Raw genomic sequence first — 21,859 nt, forward strand, 5'->3', positions numbered from 1 at the left:
TGGGTTTACAGAAGAGATTACAGATCTTACACTTGCACTCCCCACTAAAAGTAGGGGTACGCAACGCCGTGCCCCTCTATAGAATTTAACCCAAGTTTATGGGTTTGTTTCCAGGATTAGGTTCTGCAACATTTTACTCAATTCCTCGATTTGATAGGGTTTAGTGATAACTCCTCTAAACCCATAGTGTTGGTATTCGGACATGACGGGATCGTTGGAATATCCGCTGGATACAATGGCTTTAATCCCGGGATCCAAATCGGTTAATCTTTTCATGGTTTCCTTACCTCCCATGCCCCCCGGTATTGTCAGATCCAGAATTACCACATGAAAGGGTCGGTCGGAGTCCTTAGCACGCCGATAAAGCTCTATGGCTTCAACGCCATCTCTGGCGGCTTCTACCTCATAACCCATCTGTTTTAACATTTGGCCGACTGCTTCTCGGATCATCTCTTCATCATCCATAATGAGAACCCTTCCTTTGCTTACTTTTATTTGATCCTTTAGGTCTTGTTTAATCTGATCTTCCTGGGTCAGGGTTTCTTTTTTAGATGCCGGGAGGTAAATATAAAAGGTAGTTCCTACACCTACTTTAGATTCTACCCCGATATAACCTGCATGTTTTTTGATAATGGAATAGGTAGTTGCAAGTCCCAATCCACTTCCTTTGGGTTTGGTTGTAAAGTAGGGATCAAAAATTTTAGGCAGGTGTTCCTCAGGAATACCTATCCCCTTATCTATTATGGATAACTTGATATACCTTCCGACTGGAAGGGGAAGGTCTTTACCCCTTTCTGAATCGATGATCTTATTTTCCGCCCGTATCTGAATCGTTCCGCCTCCTGGCATGGCTTGTTGAGCGTTGAGGACCAGGTTATGGATAACCTGGCTCATCTGACCTTCATCAACCTCGACGGGCCAGAGGTCTTCTGTTATGGAAAATTCACATCGGACATTAGATCCTCTTAAAGCAAAGTTAGCCGAGTCCTTTATCAATTCTACGATAGAAGCCGTTTTCTTAATGGGTGCCCCACCTTTGGAAAAGGTCAGTAATTGCTGGGTCAGGTCTTTCGCCCGTAAGGAAGCTTTTTCTGCTTCGATCAATCTTCTAAACAGGTCACTCTCCGGTTTTGTTTCCATCTTGGCCAGGGAAATATTCAACAAAATGGCCGTTAGAATGTTATTAAAATCATGGGCGATCCCTCCGGCAAGGATCCCGATCGATTCCAATTTTTGTGTCTTGAGGAGTTCTCCTTCCAATTTTCGTCGTTCGGTAATATCCCGAAAGACCAGCACTACGCCAATAATCTTACCATCTTTACCCCGGATCGGAGCCCCACTACTGGAAATAACTCTTTCCATTCCTCCCCGGGTGATAAGAGCGGTATGACTGGCAAGCCCAACAATCCCATTTGTTTTTAGCACCTTCGCCACGATATTCTCACAGCGTTCCCGGGTCCTTTCATAGACGATGTGGAAGACTTCATCCAGAGGCTTGCCTAAAGCTTCTTCTTGGGTCCAGCCGGTAAGCGCTTCTGCAACTTGATTGAGTAAAACTATTTTCCCTTCCGTATCGGTGGTAATGACGCCATCTCCAATGGAACGTAGGGTTACGGTCAGACGCTCTTTTTCTGCAGCCAGGACTTCTTCGGTCTTTTTGCGCTGGGTAATATCCCGAACCACCACGCATAAAACTTCCCTTTTATTATAGGAGATAAGATCGGCACTGGACTCTACATATACCAGGGATCCATCCTTACGACGGTAAAGCCGCTCTCCGGCGAAATAGTGTTTTTCAGCCAAAATATGCTGGATATTACGATCAATGCTTTCCCGGTCGTGCGCAATAAAATCATAAAGGGTAAGGTCAAGCATTTCCGCAGCGGTATATCCCAACAAATTTTGAAAGGCGGCATTAGATTCCAAAACGCGTTTAGTTTGAACGTCACAGAGCACGATCCCCTCTGTGATTTGTTCAACTACTGCACGATAGCGCTCTTCACTTTGACCGAGGGCCTCTTCAGCTCGCTTGCGTTCCATCAATTCCTGCTGCACGGCTGCATATAATCGAGCATTATCCACGGCAATGGAAGCTAACTCAGCGAATCGGCTCAAGATCATAATTTCATTATCTCCGAATTTCCGGCCCTCTTCCAGATAGGCAAGCCCTATGACCCCTATAACCTGGGAGCCAGATTTAAGGGGTATTCCCACCATGGCATGGAAAACATCAAGACGGGGATCCGGCAAGCGATGGGGCCAGGTTTGATAGTCCTCAACCATCACTATCTGGCCGGTTTGGAGAACTTTCCCGCCTAATCCTTCATCGGATTTCCGTCGCTGTCCGATGAACGGGCTAAAAGCTCCTATTCCTACCTTTCCCACCGTCTCGGTCTCTCCCGGCTCGATCAAACGGATAAATCCGTGGGAAGTACCAACCAAGGCCCCGGCCCGTACAACAATGGCCTGGAGTAAATCATCCAATTCCAGACGATTCATCAATGCCAGAGTCGTTTCGTGGAGCGCCGTCAAATATTCATTCTGCTGGCGGAGTTTCTCTTCTACCTGCTTACGTTCCGTGATATCCCTGGCAAAAACAATGACACCGACGATATCGCCTTTTTCATCCCGGTAGGGAATTTTATCGGTTTGAAGCCATCGCTTCTCTCCAGAGGCGGTTTGCAGTTGCTCGATGATTCCGAATTTCGGTCTTCCAGAATTTAGCACTTCTAAATCGTCTTTATAATATTGAGTGGCTTCCTCCGGGTAGAGTTCATAGGCAGACTTTCCTTCTATCTCCTTTACAGGTAAGCCTGTGGATTCGGCAGCCGGTTTATTGATCCGTAAGATTCGATTTTCTTTATCCTTATACCAAATCATCGCAGGTACCGAATCGAATATAATCTGTTGTTCTTCCTGTTGCTTTCTTAACGTCTCCTCTACACGCTTGCGCTCGGCCAGTTCTTGTTGAACGGCCGTATAAAGTCGGGCATTATCCAGGGCAATGGAAGCCAGCTCGGCAAACCGACCTAATAAGGTAATTTCGTCCTCCCCAAATTGCCGCCCCTCTTCCAGATGACCCAAACCGATTACCCCTACCACTTGTGAGCCGGATTTGAGAGGTACTCCAAGAGCGGCGCGGAAAATATTGAATTTAGGCTCGGATAGACGATCCGGCCAGTTACGGTAATCATTAACGGCTAAAGGTTGACCGGTTTGCCAAACTTTTCCAATCACACCTTCCCCCGGCTTTAGTTGATAACCCAGGAACTTGCTGTGATCAACCCCCACACTGACCTGGATCGTTATTTTATCCTCTCCAGGCCTGGCCAGAGCAATAAATCCTTGGGGTGTACCTATTAAGGCTGCTGCTCGCGCGATAATAGACTCAAGTAAATCGTTTAACTCCAGCCGATTCATTAACGCCAGGGTGGTCTCGTGAAGGGCTGTTAAGTATTCATTCTGCTGGCGTAACTTCTCCTCAGCCCTTTTACGTTCGGCAATCTGTTCCTTCAGGATGGCATTGGCTCTTGAAAGCTCGGCAGTTCGCTCTTCAACCCGAAGTTCCAACTCGTCATAGGCTTTTCTTAATGCCTCCTCGACATGCTTACGTTGGGTGATGTCCTTCATAAAGCAATAATGACCCTTAAACTGTCCATTCCGATCCATGTTGCTGATCAGGGTAAGTTCTTTATAAAAAACAGAACCATCTTTACGTAAACCTTTGGCTTCAACCTTCACCTTACCTTCTTTCAACATGATTTTGTGGGCATCGAACATTTTTTCAAGGTCATCAGGATGTACCGTTTTTCGCCACTCCAGACCGATCATTTCTTCAGGTTGATAGCCGGTAATGCTGGCATAGGCTTTATTGACACTTACATAGCGCCCCTGGGTATCCAGTCGGGAAATTCCTTCCACGGCATTTTCAAGGACCGTATTCATTTCGTGGAGTATCTCCTCAGTCTGCTTGCGTTCGGCTAACTCCATTTGGGCCAAGGTATATAAGTGCACATTATCTAAAGCAATGGAAGCCAGTTGGGCAAGCCAACACAATACCGTAATCTCGTTATCTTCAAATTTTCGACCCTTTTCAAGATGGGTCAGACCGATCACACCCCGAACCTTCGACCCGGATTTAAGGGGTACGGCTACCGCTGCATGGAAAATGTCCAAACGGGAGTCTGGAAGACGACCTGACCAGGTACAATAATCTTCCACCCCCAAAGGCTGCCCGGTTTGCCAGACCTTCCCGGCTAATCCTTCCCCGGGCTTCAAACGAGAAACGATAAATTCGCTACAAGCTCCTACCCCTACTTTTCCTACCATTTCAGCTTCTCCAGGTTCAACCAGGAAAATATATCCGTGTGAAGTACCTACCAGCACCCCAGCCCGTGTAACAATAGTTTCGAGTAAATCCGTTAACTCTAACCGATTCATTAACGCCAGGGCCGTTTCATGGAGCACGGTTAGATGTGCATTCTGCTGGCGTAGCTTCTCCTCAACTCGTGTACGATGGGTTTCCGCTGCCTCCAGTTCTTTGATCCGTTGACGCAGTTCCCTTAATTCGCTTATGAGTTGTTCCCTGGTTTTATCCTCGTCTTGCATCTTTTTCACCCCCTTCCTTCCTTAAAGGGCGGTCTCTCACAGAATGAAAATATGATCTAAAACAAGGAGGTTATAAAGAGAAACTGCCCAGCCTTTAAATTTTTTAATATCATGTCCGTAGAGTCTCAAAATGTCAAAATAAAATTATTGGGGAAGGGTTTTTTCTTTACTCTGAGGTAAGATAGAAGGATGGTTTCCCACGCTTTTGCTTTCAAAAATAAATGGGCCGTAAGGTTTGGTCCTTGCCATTTTCACCACCTCAGGAAATGGCCTTACCTTTTTCCGTCTTTTGATTTTGGACCGTTCGTCCTGAGCCTGGTCTAGGGGCAAATTCCCGGTCGGAGGCCGAGAGTCGTCCTTGGAAAACTCAGGGCGAACGGGAGAAGGGATCTGTAAATTCTCTACCTCCAAAAATACCCTTTTAAGCCTGCGGAGGGTTAGGGGACGTTTAAATAGAAAAAGGCTCCCCTACTAAACCGATACAGATACTTCTCAAAGGAGTCCAAGGAACCTCCCAGGAAGGATAGGAGGTAAGGGGAAACTCTCCTTATCCCCAATTTGACAGAGGATATCTTTTGATAACGTCTGCTTCTCTTCTTATACGGTCTGTCCAGAACACTTGACCCGGTCGTTGAAAGAGATCCCGCAGGTGATTTCGATCAAAATTATCCAACTGATCCTGGGTTTCAAGATAAATATCCATGGCATATCGGAGCAACTTGCCTCCATGTCGACCCAATACCACATAAGGAGCTACCTGCGTTTCTCGATTCCTTTGGGTAAGTATGGCCAATACAGCCCAGGGGTTTTTGTCATCTTCATCTTTGGATACCCTCTCCCGGGCAACCGTAATCAAGACCTCTAATGCCCGGGCTTCAAAGGCAGCCCAGTCTTCATTTACCCGTTTGGTAGCCGCTGTGCCGTATTTGCTTAGTGATCTAACAATTTGAAGAAGTAGGGCCTTAAGTTCTTTCAACAAATCATCGGCCTGGGCTATCTTTGTTTTATCAAAAAATCCGTTCTGTTCTTCCTTCCGGATATCAATGGATAGTAAGGGATCTGTCCCGATCTCGACGTATCGCTTAAATAACCCCGGGAATTGGACATTTCCAAGAACATTGTTGCTGGTACCCAGATTAAATTGCCTCTTGGCCTCTCGATTTAAAAAATCAACGTCAGATTGAAGCTGATCTAGATCCTTTGCCAGATCTTTAAGCTCTACTTCTACTTTACTCCACAAGATTCGTGGATCTGCAACAGGGAGTCTTTGTTCCAGCGATCCTTCTTGTAATCCGTAATACAGGTTTAAAACCCCTAATACATCGGTTTTATCTTCATTACCTACCCTACGCTGACTCATTCCGGCCAGCAAAAGATTCACCACGGAGAACAGACTTACCGCCTGGTTTGCTTCTTCAATACTGATGGGGGATTCAATACTGAATCTGGCATCATCTAACCGGTCCAGGAAGTCTTTGACAACATTCAAGGAGAAATCAATTCCGTCGGTCTTGATTCCTGAGATAACGGCTACGTTTCGAGCTGCTAGATATTGATTGCCCTGGATACGCACCGTATAAATCCCTGCCGGGAGATTCACAAGGATATAATCCCCATTTGCTTCCGTTTTTGTTGATCCGATAATCTGCTCTTGGGCATCTACGACCTCTACCACAGCCTGTGCCACGGGCATACCCTTTTCATTGGTTACGTGACCTGCTATTGAACCGGTCTGTGCAACCGGAGCTGCTTCCAGTTTGAAGTTGATCCGAGGAGTATCCTGCCCCTCCTTTACCTCAACTTCCATCCCTCCAGGACTTTTAAATCCTGCGGCCTGAACGTTAACCGTATATTTTCCAGGAGCTAGGTTGGGAATAGCATACTTACCGTTGACATCTGTCAATACCTCGGCGGATGCAGCTCCTGCAACATCCTTTGCGCTTACCTTAGCCTTCTCAATCCCTTTACCGCTTGTATCTAGGACTTGACCTGAAATCGAACCTGGCATTTTACATACCCTCCTTTTCGGGTAACTCCCCTAACGCCTTCCACGCCAGGAGTGTCTCCCAGGTAAAATTAAGTTTTTGAGTTTCAAGTTTTTGGATCATCTCCTCCGTAACTCCCCCTTTCCACAACAACTTACAGGCAATTTTGAATCCAGGCTTTTCTCCCTTGTCTATTCGGATAAGAAATTGTAAACTCTCGTTTTCCGATTTTGTTAGAAGAAAACCCAAAGGTAAAGAAGCAACCCCGAGTTCCGTTAACAGGGAAAGTCTCCCCCCTATGCTCTCCCATCTAGAACTCGGGTAATACTGGATCTTTGAAAGACCAAACTGGGTAACCTCTGAATCGATAAAAGTGACTTCTCCCTGGGCGGTAGACTGAAGTTCTAACTTTACCTCCGACGGAGTTCTCGCTTCGGTTGGACGGACTTCCGGCAAAGCGTGATCTTCCAGGGACCTGTAGTTAGCGGAAATAAGAGTTTGACAGGAGAGGCTGGAGATGGGGAAATCTAACAGGACTTCTTTTTCAATTAAAGTAAAAAGCAACTCCGGGCTCTGGAAACGGTCTTCACCGTTCAATTTCTTTTTAAGCGGCTCTAAAAGGATTGTACTTACTTCGGAATCCGCACCTAAGCGTTCAATACCCTGTCGAACCCGTAATCTCCACGGTATTCGCCCAGAGGGTGGCTTTTCGGAGAGGGAATTTTCTATCCCTTCCCGGACCATAACACCTTCTGTTGCGGATGCCGAAGAATCTTTTTCTTTTAAAGGTGTTTCCGGTTCTTCAAAACTCTTATCCTTCTCTGATTCCTTTGTAATCTCCCGGTCCCGGGATTCAGTTTCCCCATTCGGCACTTCTTTTGAGACTTCGGTCTGCTCCGTAGGAAGAAGACTGAGGATTCGAAAAGTTTCTTCTCCCTCCATTGGTTTGATCAGTCTGGCGATGGGAATTAAATTTTCTCTGGATTCCGGCAAGGTTGCACGTAACAGGACCGAGCAATTATCCCATATCAGGGTAAATTGTCCTTCAACCTGACCTCCTTCAACCTGATCATATTTGATACAGACATACTGAGAATCTTCTTGGGGCTTGAAAACCACTTCCACATCCTTGGGTTCGTCACAAACGATGCGATTCCTCTGGAAATCAAAAGCCAGTCCCGGTTGAACGGTAATGGTATGGGCATCCCTGGGTAGGACCTTAAAACCGTAGTAAACTTTTCCAAGTCCCAAAATTTCCCGGATATCCTGGAGAGCCGAGTGGAAAGACCCCTGTAGATGGTCCATATGTTCCGTTGTAATCCGCAAACCGTCAAAAACCCGAATTTGTCTTGGTTTCATAATAAACTTTCATAACCCTTTGGGTCACCATATCCTATGAAGATAGAAGATAAAGCGACCTTAGACTTTGACCTCTCGTAAGAAACTCATTCATTTCCAATAAAATTCCCGGCTTTGCCCTAACGGTGATATTCTTGAATTATATTGGCAAGGCTTAAGGTTCCCCGGGCATGGGATTTAACCTTAAGGTCCACTTGTTGGAGGTTATAGGTTTCGATATCAAAAGAAATGGTTTGTGCTCCGGGTTTAGGATCAATCCGTTGCCACCTCTGGGTCCCTTCAATACCGATTTCGATCGCTGCTGTTTGGTTGTCGATTCCAGGGAGATAAACCAATCGGAGCAATGCCGTACAGGCTGGATCAGACAGACCCCGTAGGGGTTTCCAGAGACGTCCGCCCCGATTAACAAGGATTTGCTGAAGATAACCCGTCTGGGTTTGAAGGGCCAGTCGAACCTTCCCCTGGATTCCTTTGATGACTATCCAATAGGGGGTTTGGGCTTTTAAGTCCACAGGGGCTTGAAAGCCGGTGAAAATCCATTCCGGGTCTCCATTCTTTCCGGTAGGGACCAGGGTCTGTTTCGACTTTGCTAAGGGGGCTTCTAGGGAAGGAAATCCATTTGTGTCGTTTTGAATAGCGACGTACAATTCTGCCCCGGCGTTCATTTGAAAAAGCCCGGTCACTCCTACTCCCTGCATAGAGGTTTCCAACATAAATCGTTGGGCCACGGAATAGTCTCCACTTACCGTGGCAAACTCTTTCCCATCATGATTCTCAACGTTTCCAAGTAGCCTTTCCGAACCGAATTCACCACCGATGTCCATCTCTATCTTTCTGATTCTGTGACCCATGGGATCGGATATGGGATCTAGAAGGATTTTCTCACTCATTCCATAACTCAAGGGCAGGTTTCGGTCAAATCGAATGGTGTCATCTAAGGGATTCTTCCAGGTTTGGGTCTGTAACAGGGAATAATCCAGACCGGCCCTGTTAATATTGATTTTGACCTTCCCAGGGGTATCCGATTTGATAAGGAACCGAAGGATAACCTGACCGTTCTCAGGTTGTATTTTATCTAGATAGGCATTGACTTGTTTTGCAAAATCAGGCAGGGTGTATTGATCGTTGACCAGTCCACCTGCGAAGGTCCAGAATACTTCTCCCTGATCCAATCTCAGTGAAACATTTCTGGGACGTGTAGGCATGTCGATTTCCAACCGATAAGTCTCCTTTTGGCCTTCATCCTTTTTTACACCCACGGTTGTTTGTTCTGGTCTTACCGGAGAGGTATCTTCGGTGACTTGAAGGGTGGCACCGATTTTTTTAACATTGGCATTGACAGGCAAATCCGATAGCGGAACGAGAACTTCGGTTTCTTCTCCGGGTTTTAAGGGAACAAAATCCTTCTCTAAACCCAGGATGGCTTCAACAGAAAGCTTATCGGGGCGAAAGAGATACGCTTCCTGAAAGGCCAGGCCCCGTTCACCTTTAATCCCTACATTTATTAAATGGGGAGGTTTAAATTCCATAACCTCTCATCTTAACCTTTGTGCGGCAGTTTTGGGAATCTTATATCCCTGATAGCTGACCAGTTCTCCCAAAATGGATTGGAGGACTTCCTCTGCCTTTACGACATCCTGATGTTCCACGGCCACAAGAATCAAATAAGGGGGTTCCAGCGGGGTCCCGGGAGGTGGATACTGCCAGACAATACGGCGATTTTCCAGGAGGTCTTTGTCGGTGGTATGGGGCATATTTTCTATACGTACCTCCTCCTCCAGTTCTGGATCATTTAAGATGGCAATGGAAACGATATGATCCATCACCTCCAATTTGTTACGATCCATGTTAAACGCTTCGGCGAAATCTTGTTTAGTCGTGTCGGTCCAGTCTTTGGCCAGCTCATTGAGGACTTCTCCGACTTTAACCTTACGTTCCAAATAATTCATCAGACCACCCGCCGCCATATTTTTGTTTATAATCGTATTAATGGCCTCCATCACAGTGGCCGGGTTTGCCATGTTAAGATGTTCAATGGCCCCTCGGGCCAATTGGGTTGTTGTCTTGGGTAAGAGAAGTGGCGGCAGAAACGGTAACAGAATATCCGGCCTGACAAAGGTTGCCGCGGGTAATTTTGTAGCAACCGCCGTTGCCAAAGGTTGAGTTGAAGAGAGAGCTTCTTTAGCAGGTTGGGTTAAGAGTTCTGGAATAAAAGCTGTAGTTACCGGACTCCCGGCAGTTACCCCGGTCAAAGGTTGGGTCGGTTGTGGAATTACCCGGGTCGTTTCAAACGATTTTGGAGAAGACAGGGTCATGGCTGTAGCAGGCTGGCTCCCTAACCTTCCTTCCCCTTTTGAATTCTTAAAACTATTAAGATTCGCACTAATGGCCATTTTATAACTCCTTTCTACTTTTTTTATTTTGAAAGTACCTGTTTAGCTTCGACCAGAGAAAGCCCGATCAGTTGGGAAGTATTCATAGGAGTCATCGGAAAGGTAATATCTCCCAGGATCGCGCGTAATCTTTCTGAAGCTTCCCGGTAGGTTAATCCTAATAGATTGGGGGCAAAACGACGGGTTTCAACCGCTTCGGTCAAGATGATGATAACCCTTCGCTCTCCCGGTATCACCGGCATAACCTGAAGGACCTTGCGGTTATCCAACGCCGTGTCATGAGGGTTTTCTATCTCCGTGCCGAAGACGGTTAAGACTTTGTAGATCCCATACTGCTGAGAGATTAATGCCAATCTGGCCTCCTCAAAACTGCGACCAAAAAGGGTACTGGAAAGCAAAAACATATCATAAAGGATTTTAAGACTTTGGGATAACTTCTTGAAATCATCGGCTTTAATTCGATCTCCCGGGGATGGGAACGGGAGGTCTTGAAAAGGATTACTTCCGGGCGCCCCCGGTAGGGGTGCCAGAGGTTCCATTCCCTCACCCCCTCGCTCCTTCTCTCCTAAGCCGGGAGAGGGGGAAGGAGGGTAAGGGGATGTAGCCCCTACAGGGGTTTCAGTCGGGGATTTCAAGGGTGCTTCGCCTGGGCCGGGCTTCAAAAAAGTTACGCCGGTACTTACCGATTGGACGGTTTTTAATTTTTCGATGCCAATCTTAAATTTTTCATCGGGCATGGAATGACCTCCAGGATTTAATGACGATTAGGACGTTGTATCTAACGGTACAAACGCATCGGCTTTTTGGTTCTGTAATCGGGTAGCATGGATTTCTACTCCTTCACCTTCCGTTATAGTCGGATCGCGAAGAATACTCTCTCCTAAAATCCAGGTATCCCTGGCCGTATCTACAAAGGCACGAATCCCTGCTGCTTTAAAGCGAGGTAAAATACTTCCTATACGGCTCACAGGATTCATTGCCGGCCATATCAAACGGGACGTTTGACCTACCATTTGAATCGTATCCTGGGTAGACGTGGAGGTTTGACTTTGCTTCCGGGGAATATGTGCCGGTAATATCAGCTTAAAGGAACAGGGAATTCGCTCATCCCAGGCCATACCCAGGATACCACTTGCGGGAAAGTCGAAAACACAGGCATCAAAATGGAAATCTTCATCATAAATTCCGATGGGTTCTGGATTTGTTACGTACACCGAAAAATCGTAAGGACTCCCATCGTAGGTCCCTTCGGCTACTTTGAAATACCATTCTGATCGACCTAAAGGCATGGTAAGGGGAGGTTTTTTGTTTTGGAAAGGACCTGAGACTAGGTTTTCAAGATTGCCATCAAAGGGATCTACAGAATCAACCTGCTCCTGAACAAAATCTACGCCGTTCCATCGGCCAAAGTTAAAATTTCCTCCCTTAAAGTAAACAAGCCATTGATCCACCGATCGATTATCCAGCAGAGCTCCCTGGGATTCATCGATGACCAGGGTTTTCCCATGGGGAATGATGCCGTTAAATAAGATTCCTTCTTCTGTGGTAGGACAGAAGACACTGGGCAAAACGGTACGATCGCCGATCCCCTGGAGAACCAGTTTTATTGGGGAAACTTCAACATTTTTATTTTCAATGGCCCACGTGTTCAAGGGCCAGCGTTCAACCGGTTCTACTTTCTTGCGGCAAAATGGATTTTCATACAGATAGATTCGTTCCCGGGGTTTTTCAGGGAGGTGGGAGAACTCAATTATCGCTTTGTGGGAGTACAACTCTTTATCGATATGCTTAATAAGCGGATCACCTGGACGCTCAGGGATCAGGGTTGCGTTCAAGAAGATGGCCACACTCTCCATCACCGCCCCGGGTGTTCCCAGGCCTGTCAGGTGGACCCTGGCAATTCGCTGTACCCGTTCCCGCATCAAATCTAATTTTTGACTGTACTCTAGAGTTCTATCAGTCAAGATATCCTCGAAATGAAACGCGGTAAGATTCAAGGTGGCGGCAAGCCGGATGATATCCTCTGCCTGTTCAGCCACCTTTATACGATGGGCCCGCTGGATACGAAAAAGCTGGGTATCAGCTTCTTCCAAAGGTTGGGCTAACCACCGTACTACTTCATAAAGCAACTTTGTGCGATCGGTGGCTCTATAGAATGCCGGAAAAAAACTCAGAATACGATCAGACCTGGCCATCTAATACCCCCCATATTTTTATGTTTGGTTCTCGTAATTCGGGAACCTGGTATTCTTCTAAAGAGACTTCTTCGGTGTTATTGAGCAATCGTCCGGTTTCCTCATACTCGGCATTTAATACAACGGCATTGCTGGCGATAAGCTGCAGGTGGGGTGCAACGGTTTCAAGGGCGGCGCTGATTTCCGTTTTTATATCTGTTTTCAGCAATTTGCCCCGGGCTGCTACGAGCACTCGATTGATGGCATCGGTTATAGCCGTACGAAGCGATTGAGTTACCTCGGCCCGCTGATCCCGGCGCCTGGATTCCAGTTGTACCAACACTTCGATGAATACCGTTTCATCCATCAACCCTACAAAGACATGGTAAACCTCGGTTTTTGCTTTGCGGCCGTCGGTTGCAAGATTAGATTTATAAAACTCCTTACCGGATGCTGCACCAACCAGCAACACAGCATCCAGTACCTCCTCAGATTGGACAATCCGACCCAGGAGCTTGTTATAGATCAGATCAGCACCCATAGGAAGGGTTTCTATGTAATCCACCACCTGCGCACGAACGGCATCCTCAATGCTTTCTTTTTGAGCCACTGAAAGGTTTCGTTCTGCTAATCTCAGGAGAACCTCAACCTGTAGGGGGAGAAGCCCTTCCGGCATTTGACGGAGGGTTTCCTGGGGTAGATGAATCGCGGCTCGGGGATCTCCTTTTTCCTTAAAATGAGCAGTTACTTCTTCTCGTGGAATGGGTTTTTGCCCGGCTTCAGCCCGTTGGGTACTTTCAGATTTCGTGCGGGTCGGTAAGTTATGCACCACGCGTACCCCGGCGGCTCTGGAGTTGAAAATGGCCTCTTCGACCCGTCTCACCAGGTCTGCATCTTCTATGGATCCTAATCCCAGCTTGACTTCTACAAAACCCGGTACTTCGGGTCGTTCTAGTATCTGGATATTACTTTCTGTAATTTCAGGTAATTCCTCAATAAGATGATACTTAATGGCATCCAGGGTTGCTTTTCCGGCCCGTTCCAGAGTTCCTTTGATACGTCTTCGGAATTCTTCATCGGTTTCTTTAGCTGCGGCAAAAAAAGTGGCTTCTTCATTAATAACCGATTCGATTCCAAAGATCGGCCGATTGATGTTTTTAATCGTACCTGCTTCGACTCGGCCAGTTGGACCTTCTACCTGGGCCCGGATCGGTACAATTACTGAGAGCTGGTCTTTGCGCAACGTACGCTTATCGGTGGTTTCAAAATTCAAACCCAGATCGGTGGAAACCAGAGTACCTGCCGGAATGGTAATGTCACCCGGTGCCGGAGTACTTCGTTTAAAAAGAACTTCACCGCCGGCAAACTTGGCATCTTTACGGGTTAAACCGAGTAAGGCAGCCACATGATCCAGGGAAATACCCGTGGCCAGATCCACGAAGGGCGACCGATAAATCAACTCCATTTGTTTATGCAAAACGGCAAATTCCCGCGCAAAAGCTTCGGCCAGCGTGGTGGTCACACTACCTGGATTTCGATCCGTCAGTCTTCTTTGACCTTCTTCAAGATAGTAATTAACATAGAAAAAGCTATGATCATCAGGTAATTTTCCATCGGACTTCCAGATGAGGGCTTCCTGGTCCTGGTTGTAAATATAATCAATACCCCTTTCAAAGAGGGCAAAGGCCTCATGGCGTTGTCCAAATACCTTGATGCTGGCCGGTATGACACCAGGAGAAGCCAGGCCGTAAGGCTCTTCGGTTCCAATGAACTGATGTTCCTCCCGCACCATACCACCTGTAAGAGCGGTCAACAGGTCATCTACAAATTGTTCGTAGGGTTGCGCAACAAAAGTCATTACAGAGGTCCTTCAAATAAAAAGGGAATCACCAGACTCAAGGGATCTGGAAACCCCTTCATTTGGACGGTGATATAAATATCCACCTTATCCCGATTCTCACGCCCCTGGCTCGGTCTCACATCGATCCTTTGAATCGCTTCAAGCCTCGGCTCCTGCTTTAAGCATTCCAACACGTAAAGTTTAATCAAATTTCGGTTACCTTCTGTGTTTGGTTCCCCTATCAGCTCATGATGCCGTGAGCCGTAATTGGGATGACCTAACCCGGCCAGTTCACCCCGTTCTGTTTTGAGCCGAAGAATCAAGCTCTGGATCAGATTCGCCTTTCCGTTGACCATCCTCAGGTCCATTGTACGGGGAGCAACCTCCTCACGAAGTTTTGCCTGCAGGTCTACCCGTGAATAGGGACCGGCAAACACCCGACCTTCTTCATCGGCTATAAAACCCAAATCGAAATCTTGACCCAAAAAAATTTCATCGGCCATGGTACTTTTCTGCCCCCACCCCTCTCCGGACGCGGGGACAAGATTCTCCGTGTCCCCCAGTCTCCGCGTCCGGGGAGGGGGGCCGAGAATTACCCAAAACTAACTTTATAAGAGAGTTGTGCGAAATGATAGCTCGCCCCAACAATTCACGAACGAGTATTTCGCGCTACCTCATACGGTCCCTTTAACAGGCGTAGTAATTATTGACAGTACTAAGTTACGAATTAGGTAGCTTTACTAAAATTGAGATCCATTTTTTCGACGGTATAAGTTATAGCAGTATCAGACGGATCCTTGACGGTGATACTCTTGAGTATGTCCTCTTCGTGATCCTTCAAATACTCCAAAATCCCGCGTGCTATAGCGGCGAATAACAATCGCCGATCCTCTGAGCCGGCAGCGGGTAGCGGGGTTCCTTTAACCACCTGCCATTCATTCTTAAAGGCTGCTTCTATAGCTTCCGTCATATGGGTAGCTTCCAGTGCCATCTTGATCTCCTTGATCTGTCAACCTGTTTTAACCTGTGTAGACAACAGGGCAGGGGTTGCCGGTGGAAGAGGCGGTACGGGGGGGGCCGGCGTCACCGGAAAGACCCCCAGGGCCAGTTCTCCCGGGTGTACGTGGGTTTGATAGAGCTGTACCAGTTGATTCAGGTACTGCAATAACTGATCGCCAAATACCAGGGGATGCATAGCATTTTCCACCAACTCGATTTGAGGTGCCTCGACTACGACCTTTATCTTCCCCTGGACTTTAATCTGCCCCTGCTGTACCTTAATCTCTATCAGATTGTTACCGTTCTGATCGGTTAACAGGATATTTTGGTTGTTAGAATCCAGGATGATATCCCCGTTATGGTTCACCGTGAGTTTGGTTTTTCCCATTTCCAGTTGGAGCTTATCGTCATCGAGTAAGATTTTGTTACCTTTGGGAAATTCCAGGTATGTTCGGCGAATTCCTGATTCAGCCGGGTCAGGGCAAATATAAACGAACTCATGGGGTTTCGCCTCGGGAGGATGGTCTTTATCGTTGTAAATACGCCCCGTGATAACGGCTGTATGAATATCCCCGTATAAAAACTGAACTAAGACCAGATCCTCCTTGTTGGGAATGGCAACAGCCCCTATTCTTTGAGTACTGACCGGTACCCGTTTCAGTTCCAGACCGGAATCCCGCAATCGAACGTCGCATTGATAGTTATTTTTATCCGAAGCACTTTCATGGGAATAAACCCGGGTCACGATCCCCCATTCTGCCGTTTTGAAACCTCGTAATTGGTCACGAACAATAGCCTGTATTAAACTGATCAAATCGCTCATTATAATCCTAAAGCTCCTGCCAGCTTTCCGGCTAACTGGTTCAGAAGATTGCCGGCCTTTTCGGCCCCACCCTGTCCTGTAAAGCCGATGAAAGTCAGGTAACCCTGTTGTTTATTGAAAACGTGACCTACAGAAATAACCTTGAAAAGTCCGTTCAATTCTGGCTTCTGGGCATTTTTGATTTCGATGGCATCGGCTAACTTCACCTTGGGGTTTCCGAGAATTTTCATCTGTCCCCAGGTAGAATAATCTTTAATAGCACCGAACTTAGAAGTAGCCAGACGATCTGCTGCATCTTTTGTTCTGATGGTTCCGTCTTGAAGGCTCAATGTCCTTTTGCCCTGACCGACTTCACTTTGAAAAGGCGATAAATCCTTTGCAATCCAATGCCAGGTATCTGCTCCTTGCTGACTGGCCGGACTCTCTCCATAGACCAGAATAGGATCACCGGCCACCGGGTAATGGGAGATCCGGAGGTCGAGGATATCAATACCGAAGTAGAACGTGTGATCGGGGTTCGACTTGTTAAACTTTTTCAGGGTCAGTTTATTATCTGTATCAAAGTAGGCATCCAGTCCATCGCGCATGGCCAGTTCGCAAATATGTTTCAGAAGGTTCTTCGATTCGTGAGCTATGAAGTAGGGATAAGAGCTACCCGTTTCGATTTCACCGGTTTCTACTTCAGCCTGGCGGGAGAGGTTTTCAACGATCTGGCGCAGGGTTTGATTTTCATAGACCTGGTTGATACGGGTACTGGCCAATTTCTGTTTACCGGTTGTACCCACGATTTTTGTTTGACCAAAAGACGATTCAATGGATTGCACATCGGCCGTCATGACTTTACCGGAGCGGTCACCGGCGGTTAACTCGACGGTGAGCCGATCACCCTGTTTGATTGCTTTGCCACGTACCTGTATAGAGAAGGATTCTTCCTTCTCCTCATTGCCAAAGCCGAGAGCGCTGGCGGCTGCGCTTACTGCCTGTTCTAATAAACCAGGTTGTGGCGCTGGCGGTGCATAGATTGAGATGCGACAGGTATCAGCAGGTAAATTCGTCGAATGGTTGAGTTCCAGCGTAATGAATTCGGTACGCAGATCGTCCTGTGAATTTACCATCCAATCCCCGATAGAAAGTTTGTAATGAACTTTATACATGGCTTTCTCCGTGCGTTTCGAGTTTCAGTCTAAGCTTACAGACCGGATCATGGTGGCAGAGGAGGCACCGGTGGCAGCACACCGGGCTTCTGCACGTCCCAGAACTGGATGTACTTCCCCAGTTCCGGTGCAAGGGCCTCCGTCTGGCCTCCCACGTTTGTCACCAGGAGTCGTATGTTGTTCTTCTCCAGGATAGCGGCAATTTCCTTCTGCGCTTCGATGGGCATCGGTTGGCCGGGTGGAACGCGGGCCAGAACTTTCTCGATATCGTTAGCGGCGCGCTCCATCCGATCAGCCGCCTCGATGAAATCCGGGGGTACATCGGCGAATCGTTTGGCGAGTAACCGGAATTCACGAACATCTTCACGCAGGTTGGTGACGAGGTTTCGTGTCAGAGCGGAGACATCCTTGAGCAGTTTCCGAACAAACGATTTATTATCCAGGATCCCAAGCATCTTATCGGACCGTCGCAACGCGATGAGATCGATACCTTTACGGGTTACAAAGCGGTCCGGTGCCTTCAGCAGGTCAAACTCCGGCCCTAATTGAAAGGCCAGGTCCATCTCACCGGACAGACCGCGAAATTCCCCCATACGGCGGCTGACATATCTCTCGAACGGTGATTTCACCGGGGGACGACCCCTGGGGCGGAACTTCATGTCGACCCAAAGCCTGTATAGCATATTCTCGCCACCATTGACGAGCCGATCCTTCAGGAACAGGCTATCCTGGATGGTTTTTGCGAGATCTTCCAGCTCCTTGCGGCGAGCTGCACTATCCTGGATCCAGGCCTTCAATTCCTCCAGCTCGTTCTTCAATGCCCTGACACGATCGGCTGCTCGTGCTTTCTCCTCCGGTGTGGAGAAGCGGCTGCGGGCACGCTTGCTGTACTCCTTGATACGCTGCTCAATCTCACGGCGGCGAATCCGTGCGGCGTCCTGATACTTCTTCAGGCCGCTCATGCGTTTGGCAATATCATCGGGAGCTATACGCTCCGCGGCCTGCGTTGCACGCAATTTGAACTCGTCATTAAGGGCATCCAAGGCCTTCTCTACATTTTTCAACTCCGCCTCGGTCGCACCCTCGTTTGCCAATCGTTCCAGAAACCGTGCTTTACGCTTGGCGTAGGCATCCTCGGCCAGCTCAGTAACCACACTGCGGAAGGTCCCACGCTCGGCTTTCACCGCAGCATCTACGGCTTCACGCATCGGTGTGTCGAATTTCTGTTGATAGAAGGCAACATCCCGATTGAACAGGTCATAGACCTGTTCATTCACCCCGGGCGGAGGGTCTGGAGGAGCTTTCGTGGTAGGTGGTGGTGAAGGGGGAATTTCGCCCCCGGAGGGCGGGGCCTTCCGGGGTGGCTCTGCGGGCGGCTTGATCTGGGGTTTGGGGGTCTTTGGCCCCTCCGCGAGGCGCTTGAGTACAGTGGCTTCACCGTTCTCTACGTCGCGGATCACAGCCTCTATGGCTTTTGCCTCGTACTTTAATTCACGCCCCAGGTCGTCCAGGGCGGCTAACATGGTATCCACCTTTGCCACGTCACCACCTGCATGGCGATAGATCGCACCGAACGCCTTTTCATTTTTAACAATGGCCTTTGTCCATTCAGGACGGGATGCCAGTTGCTTGAAGAACTCAGATGTGGTGTAGGCTTTTGCGCCGGTCAGGGCCTCTTCTGACAGTGCCTTCACAGCCTCTGCGAACCGTGTTCCTTCACCCTCGGGGAGTGCTTCCATGACGGTCAGCAACTCTCGCTCGGAAAGACGTGCTGAGGAGCGCAACCGGGCAAAAGCCTTCTCGATTGCTTCGGTGGCCGCACCTCCACCCTTGCGGATCAAAACGGCCATCGCCTCAACCTCCTGTCGTGCTCTGACCAATGTTTTCGCTGCGCCTGCGTCTTTTGCCAGTAGTTGCTCGAACGTCTGTGCCCCTTCGGCCTCAGCCTTAGTCAGTGCAGACTCTGTGGCCCGCAGATCCTCTACAGGCAGGTGGGATAGGGCACGAGCAGCCTCTTCTTCGGCAGCGATCAAGCGGCTCTCCCGGCTAAGGACACGACTAAAGACGCGGAAAAACTCCACCCCTCGTTCGGTCAGGGTCAACTTTTCGGCAAGAACTGCAATCGAAGCCGCTTCGATGCCAATACGTGCCAGATTGAAAGCCGCTTTAATCTCTCCAACACCGATGAATAGAGAAAGAACCTCCCAAAGGATGGTCCACTTCACACGCCGTAGTACGTCTTCGGTGACACCGAGCTCCTTTGCAGCCCGGTAACCATCCCGGAATCCTTCACGCAACCCCTCAAACAACCCCTTGAGCGTTTGCCGTGCCTTATCCCGCTCGGCACGGGCCCGCGTCAGCCAGGCCGGTTCGCCCTCCTTCTTGTCCGGTAGAGGGATACGGGCCAGATCGATGGTAATCGCCAGCTTCATGAGCTGTCCGACCGCGTCGATGAGTTGCTGTGGGTTCGTGATGAGATGGAACAGGTCCTTGATGGCATTGGGGACAAATCGAACCAGACTGAGCGCGCCCTGTCTCAGATCCTCCAGATAGTCAGGGGTAAAGAGCAGGCCCGTTGGCCCCCAACTAAGCCGTGAAACCGCACCCAGGATCTTCTTTGGCTCCTTCGAATCTGTCCCGAGGGTGCCGAGTTGTAGGATTTCCAGGAAGAATTCCAGGTTGAACTCCTGGGGTGGCAGCTCCTTGGCTAACTTCTTTCCCAGCATGGTCAGCAAACTCCAGAGGTTGGAATCCAGGTTGCGAACCAGCTTGGCCATCTTCTCCTTGCCCAACTTGTCCCGAATTCTGTCCAGTTCCACCTTACTTTCCACGGCCTTCAGAATCTCGAAGATGGCCTTATCCAGTTTTTCGTCACCCAGAATGCCAAAGCGCTCGATCAGGAACTCCAGATACTTGAACCGCTTCTCTGCACCCACGAGATCAAAGGCATTGTGGTCCAGAGCGAGCAGGAGAGCTTCCGTACGGTCTTCATCGGTTACCAAGGCAGTATCAATGGGTGGGAAGACCGTTGCCACGATTCGGTCTTTGAGCTGCGGATCCATGGGTAGCGCGCCGGATGGATCCATTCCTTCCTCGCGGAGCTGCCGGAATAGCTCGGTTTCCACAAATCCTACCCTGGGCCAGAAGAACAGATCATCAGCCGTACCGATAATCCGCAAGATGCCTGCCAGGTCCGTCTTCTTATCGGTCAGAAGTAATTGCCAGTACCGCACTCTGACCTCTTTGAATTGAAAGGTTCCCGTCGCATCAACGGCCGGCTGCCCTTCTAACTCAGCACTAGAAAACGGCTTCTTCTGTGCTCCGGGTAAAGGTGGAGTCACGTAATACTGCCAGGTTGGAATCACATAATACCGTGGCGGGCCATGTTTGAATCGCTGCCCCGACGAGTAAAGGGGGCTTTCGATAACCGCGAATGATTGCGGGCCGAAAAGTGCCTTACCCCATTGAATGGCCCGCGTCAATTGGTAGGCGATAACATATCTGCTTCCCTCTGGATCTCCTGCGATCCAGCTCCAGTCAGGTAGAATTATCAGCGTCTGATCGCTAAGGCCGCTGGCTCCGGAAATCACCTGATCCTGATTCGGTTCATCCTCCCAATGAATGAATGGCCAACCGGTACCATAAAGATCCGCCTCCTCCGGTGGAGTTTCCAAATCACTTAGTTCCTCCCCGGCGATGATCTCAAGGGGAGGAAAGACCAGTCCCGAATCATCCGCCGGGGGAGCTACTCCAATTCCAGGCGATGGAATGACCGGTACCGGTGGTGTAGAGGAGATATCCTGAGTGCCGGTCTCGGAGATAAGGTCCAATATGCCGGAACCGCGCACGATCTGCGCCGCTACTTCCCTGAACAGCGGTTCATCGACTGCGTTCTCTTTGGGCGGTGGCAGGGCATCGTCTTCTTCTACCGTATCGCCCCTGACAGCCTCCACCTGCTCACCAGTCATATCGGGCAGACCGGGGGGGGCCGCGTAGGCGGCTTGCTTTTCCCGGACGTTCAGTACCGGCTGGCTCTGATCTTCGAAAGTGTTGCCCATATTCACGATAAAGTAGAATTCAGAATCGCCGGCTACGTCATCGAGATACGCAGCTTTCCACCAGGTAACGAGGTAATACAGATCGGTTTCAAGGGGATCGTTGAGAATCAATAAGTAATCAGCATAATCTGTTGGGTTCTGTTCGACAAAGCGTGTAACGGCATCCTCCAGGGTGTCTGTTGGGCCCAGTATCCATGTCCGGTTGATACGGTGTTCGATCTGAGGAAACGGTTCAGCAGAAGGAGAAGCGCCTGAGCCGAGAATTGAGACCACCCGATCATCCGAGCCACCGGTCAGGAGGAAATCCTCCTCCAGGATATCGAAACGAATTGGCGTGTTTGCATCCGGTAATAGCTCGCTATCCTGTACCATCACAACCAGCTCTACCGTCTCCATGGAGTCCAGCCTACGGTCCCCGACAGGGGTCAAACCCTGGGCCCAGAAGGCCTTCACTCCTTCGGTCTGC

General features: G+C 48.8%; 13 protein-coding genes. All 13 read right to left on the minus strand.

Features of this window, described 5'->3' with window-relative positions:
* Positions 1-96: 96 nt before the first annotated feature.
* Positions 97-4,608, minus strand: coding sequence for a PAS domain S-box protein (locus tag VNM22_09500; protein HWP47382.1), 4,512 nt, complete (start codon positions 4,606-4,608; stop codon positions 97-99).
* A 547-nt stretch (positions 4,609-5,155) separates the two neighbouring features.
* On the minus strand, positions 5,156-6,616 hold the full coding sequence (locus VNM22_09505; protein HWP47383.1) for a carboxypeptidase-like regulatory domain-containing protein: 1,461 nt from the start codon (positions 6,614-6,616) through the stop codon (positions 5,156-5,158).
* A gap of 1 nt (position 6,617) precedes the next feature.
* Positions 6,618-7,952 carry a hypothetical protein gene (locus tag VNM22_09510; GenBank protein HWP47384.1) on the minus strand — a complete coding sequence of 445 codons (1,335 nt, stop codon included), beginning with the start codon at positions 7,950-7,952 and terminating at the stop codon, positions 6,618-6,620.
* A 119-nt stretch (positions 7,953-8,071) separates the two neighbouring features.
* Entirely contained in the window at positions 8,072-9,481 is a 1,410-nt protein-coding gene (locus VNM22_09515; GenBank protein HWP47385.1) for a hypothetical protein, read from the minus strand.
* Between the two features lie 6 nt (positions 9,482-9,487).
* Positions 9,488-10,345: a hypothetical protein gene (locus VNM22_09520; GenBank protein ID HWP47386.1), complete on the minus strand. Its 858-nt coding sequence runs from the start codon at positions 10,343-10,345 to the stop codon at positions 9,488-9,490.
* 23 nt (positions 10,346-10,368) lie between these two features.
* A complete protein-coding gene (locus VNM22_09525; protein HWP47387.1) occupies positions 10,369-11,082 on the minus strand; it encodes a hypothetical protein in 714 nt (237 codons plus the stop codon).
* Between the two features lie 27 nt (positions 11,083-11,109).
* Positions 11,110-12,540, minus strand: coding sequence for a hypothetical protein (locus tag VNM22_09530; GenBank protein ID HWP47388.1), 1,431 nt, complete (start codon positions 12,538-12,540; stop codon positions 11,110-11,112).
* Positions 12,527-14,377 carry a baseplate J/gp47 family protein gene (locus tag VNM22_09535; GenBank protein HWP47389.1) on the minus strand — a complete coding sequence of 617 codons (1,851 nt, stop codon included), beginning with the start codon at positions 14,375-14,377 and terminating at the stop codon, positions 12,527-12,529. The genes VNM22_09530 and VNM22_09535 overlap by 14 nt, the downstream gene beginning before the upstream one ends.
* Positions 14,377-14,862: a GPW/gp25 family protein gene (locus VNM22_09540; protein ID HWP47390.1), complete on the minus strand. Its 486-nt coding sequence runs from the start codon at positions 14,860-14,862 to the stop codon at positions 14,377-14,379. The genes VNM22_09535 and VNM22_09540 overlap by 1 nt, the downstream gene beginning before the upstream one ends.
* A gap of 224 nt (positions 14,863-15,086) precedes the next feature.
* The gene (locus VNM22_09545; protein HWP47391.1) at positions 15,087-15,350 is read right to left on the minus strand and encodes a hypothetical protein; all 264 of its coding nucleotides are present in this window, start codon (positions 15,348-15,350) and stop codon (positions 15,087-15,089) included.
* Between the two features lie 18 nt (positions 15,351-15,368).
* Positions 15,369-16,181 (minus strand): hypothetical protein, encoded by an 813-nt coding sequence (locus VNM22_09550; protein ID HWP47392.1) that lies wholly within the window; start codon positions 16,179-16,181, stop codon positions 15,369-15,371.
* A complete protein-coding gene (locus VNM22_09555; protein ID HWP47393.1) occupies positions 16,181-17,335 on the minus strand; it encodes a hypothetical protein in 1,155 nt (384 codons plus the stop codon). The genes VNM22_09550 and VNM22_09555 overlap by 1 nt, the downstream gene beginning before the upstream one ends.
* A gap of 47 nt (positions 17,336-17,382) precedes the next feature.
* Positions 17,383-21,789, minus strand: a complete 4,407-nt coding sequence (locus VNM22_09560) for a hypothetical protein (GenBank protein HWP47394.1) — start codon at positions 21,787-21,789, stop codon at positions 17,383-17,385.
* Between the last annotated feature and the right edge of the window lie 70 nt (positions 21,790-21,859).

Source organism: Candidatus Limnocylindrales bacterium (assembly GCA_035559535.1).
In the GTDB taxonomy this organism is placed as follows: Bacteria; Moduliflexota; Moduliflexia; order Moduliflexales; family JAUQPW01; genus JAUQPW01.

What these genes read in the sequence shown, in the direction of transcription:
- VNM22_09500 (HWP47382.1), bottom strand. Translation starts at nt 4,608, where the DNA reads ATGCAAGACGAGGATAAAACCAGGGAACAACTCATAAGCGAATTAAGG.
- VNM22_09505 (HWP47383.1), bottom strand. Translation starts at nt 6,616, where the DNA reads ATGCCAGGTTCGATTTCAGGTCAAGTCCTAGATACAAGCGGTAAAGGG.
- VNM22_09510 (HWP47384.1), bottom strand. Translation starts at nt 7,952, where the DNA reads ATGAAACCAAGACAAATTCGGGTTTTTGACGGTTTGCGGATTACAACG.
- VNM22_09515 (HWP47385.1), bottom strand. Translation starts at nt 9,481, where the DNA reads ATGGAATTTAAACCTCCCCATTTAATAAATGTAGGGATTAAAGGTGAA.
- VNM22_09520 (HWP47386.1), bottom strand. Translation starts at nt 10,345, where the DNA reads ATGGCCATTAGTGCGAATCTTAATAGTTTTAAGAATTCAAAAGGGGAA.
- VNM22_09525 (HWP47387.1), bottom strand. Translation starts at nt 11,082, where the DNA reads ATGCCCGATGAAAAATTTAAGATTGGCATCGAAAAATTAAAAACCGTC.
- VNM22_09530 (HWP47388.1), bottom strand. Translation starts at nt 12,540, where the DNA reads ATGGCCAGGTCTGATCGTATTCTGAGTTTTTTTCCGGCATTCTATAGA.
- VNM22_09535 (HWP47389.1), bottom strand. Translation starts at nt 14,377, where the DNA reads ATGACTTTTGTTGCGCAACCCTACGAACAATTTGTAGATGACCTGTTG.
- VNM22_09540 (HWP47390.1), bottom strand. Translation starts at nt 14,862, where the DNA reads ATGGCCGATGAAATTTTTTTGGGTCAAGATTTCGATTTGGGTTTTATA.
- VNM22_09545 (HWP47391.1), bottom strand. Translation starts at nt 15,350, where the DNA reads ATGGCACTGGAAGCTACCCATATGACGGAAGCTATAGAAGCAGCCTTT.
- VNM22_09550 (HWP47392.1), bottom strand. Translation starts at nt 16,181, where the DNA reads ATGAGCGATTTGATCAGTTTAATACAGGCTATTGTTCGTGACCAATTA.
- VNM22_09555 (HWP47393.1), bottom strand. Translation starts at nt 17,335, where the DNA reads ATGTATAAAGTTCATTACAAACTTTCTATCGGGGATTGGATGGTAAAT.
- VNM22_09560 (HWP47394.1), bottom strand. Translation starts at nt 21,789, where the DNA reads ATGGAGACGGTAGAGCTGGTTGTGATGGTACAGGATAGCGAGCTATTA.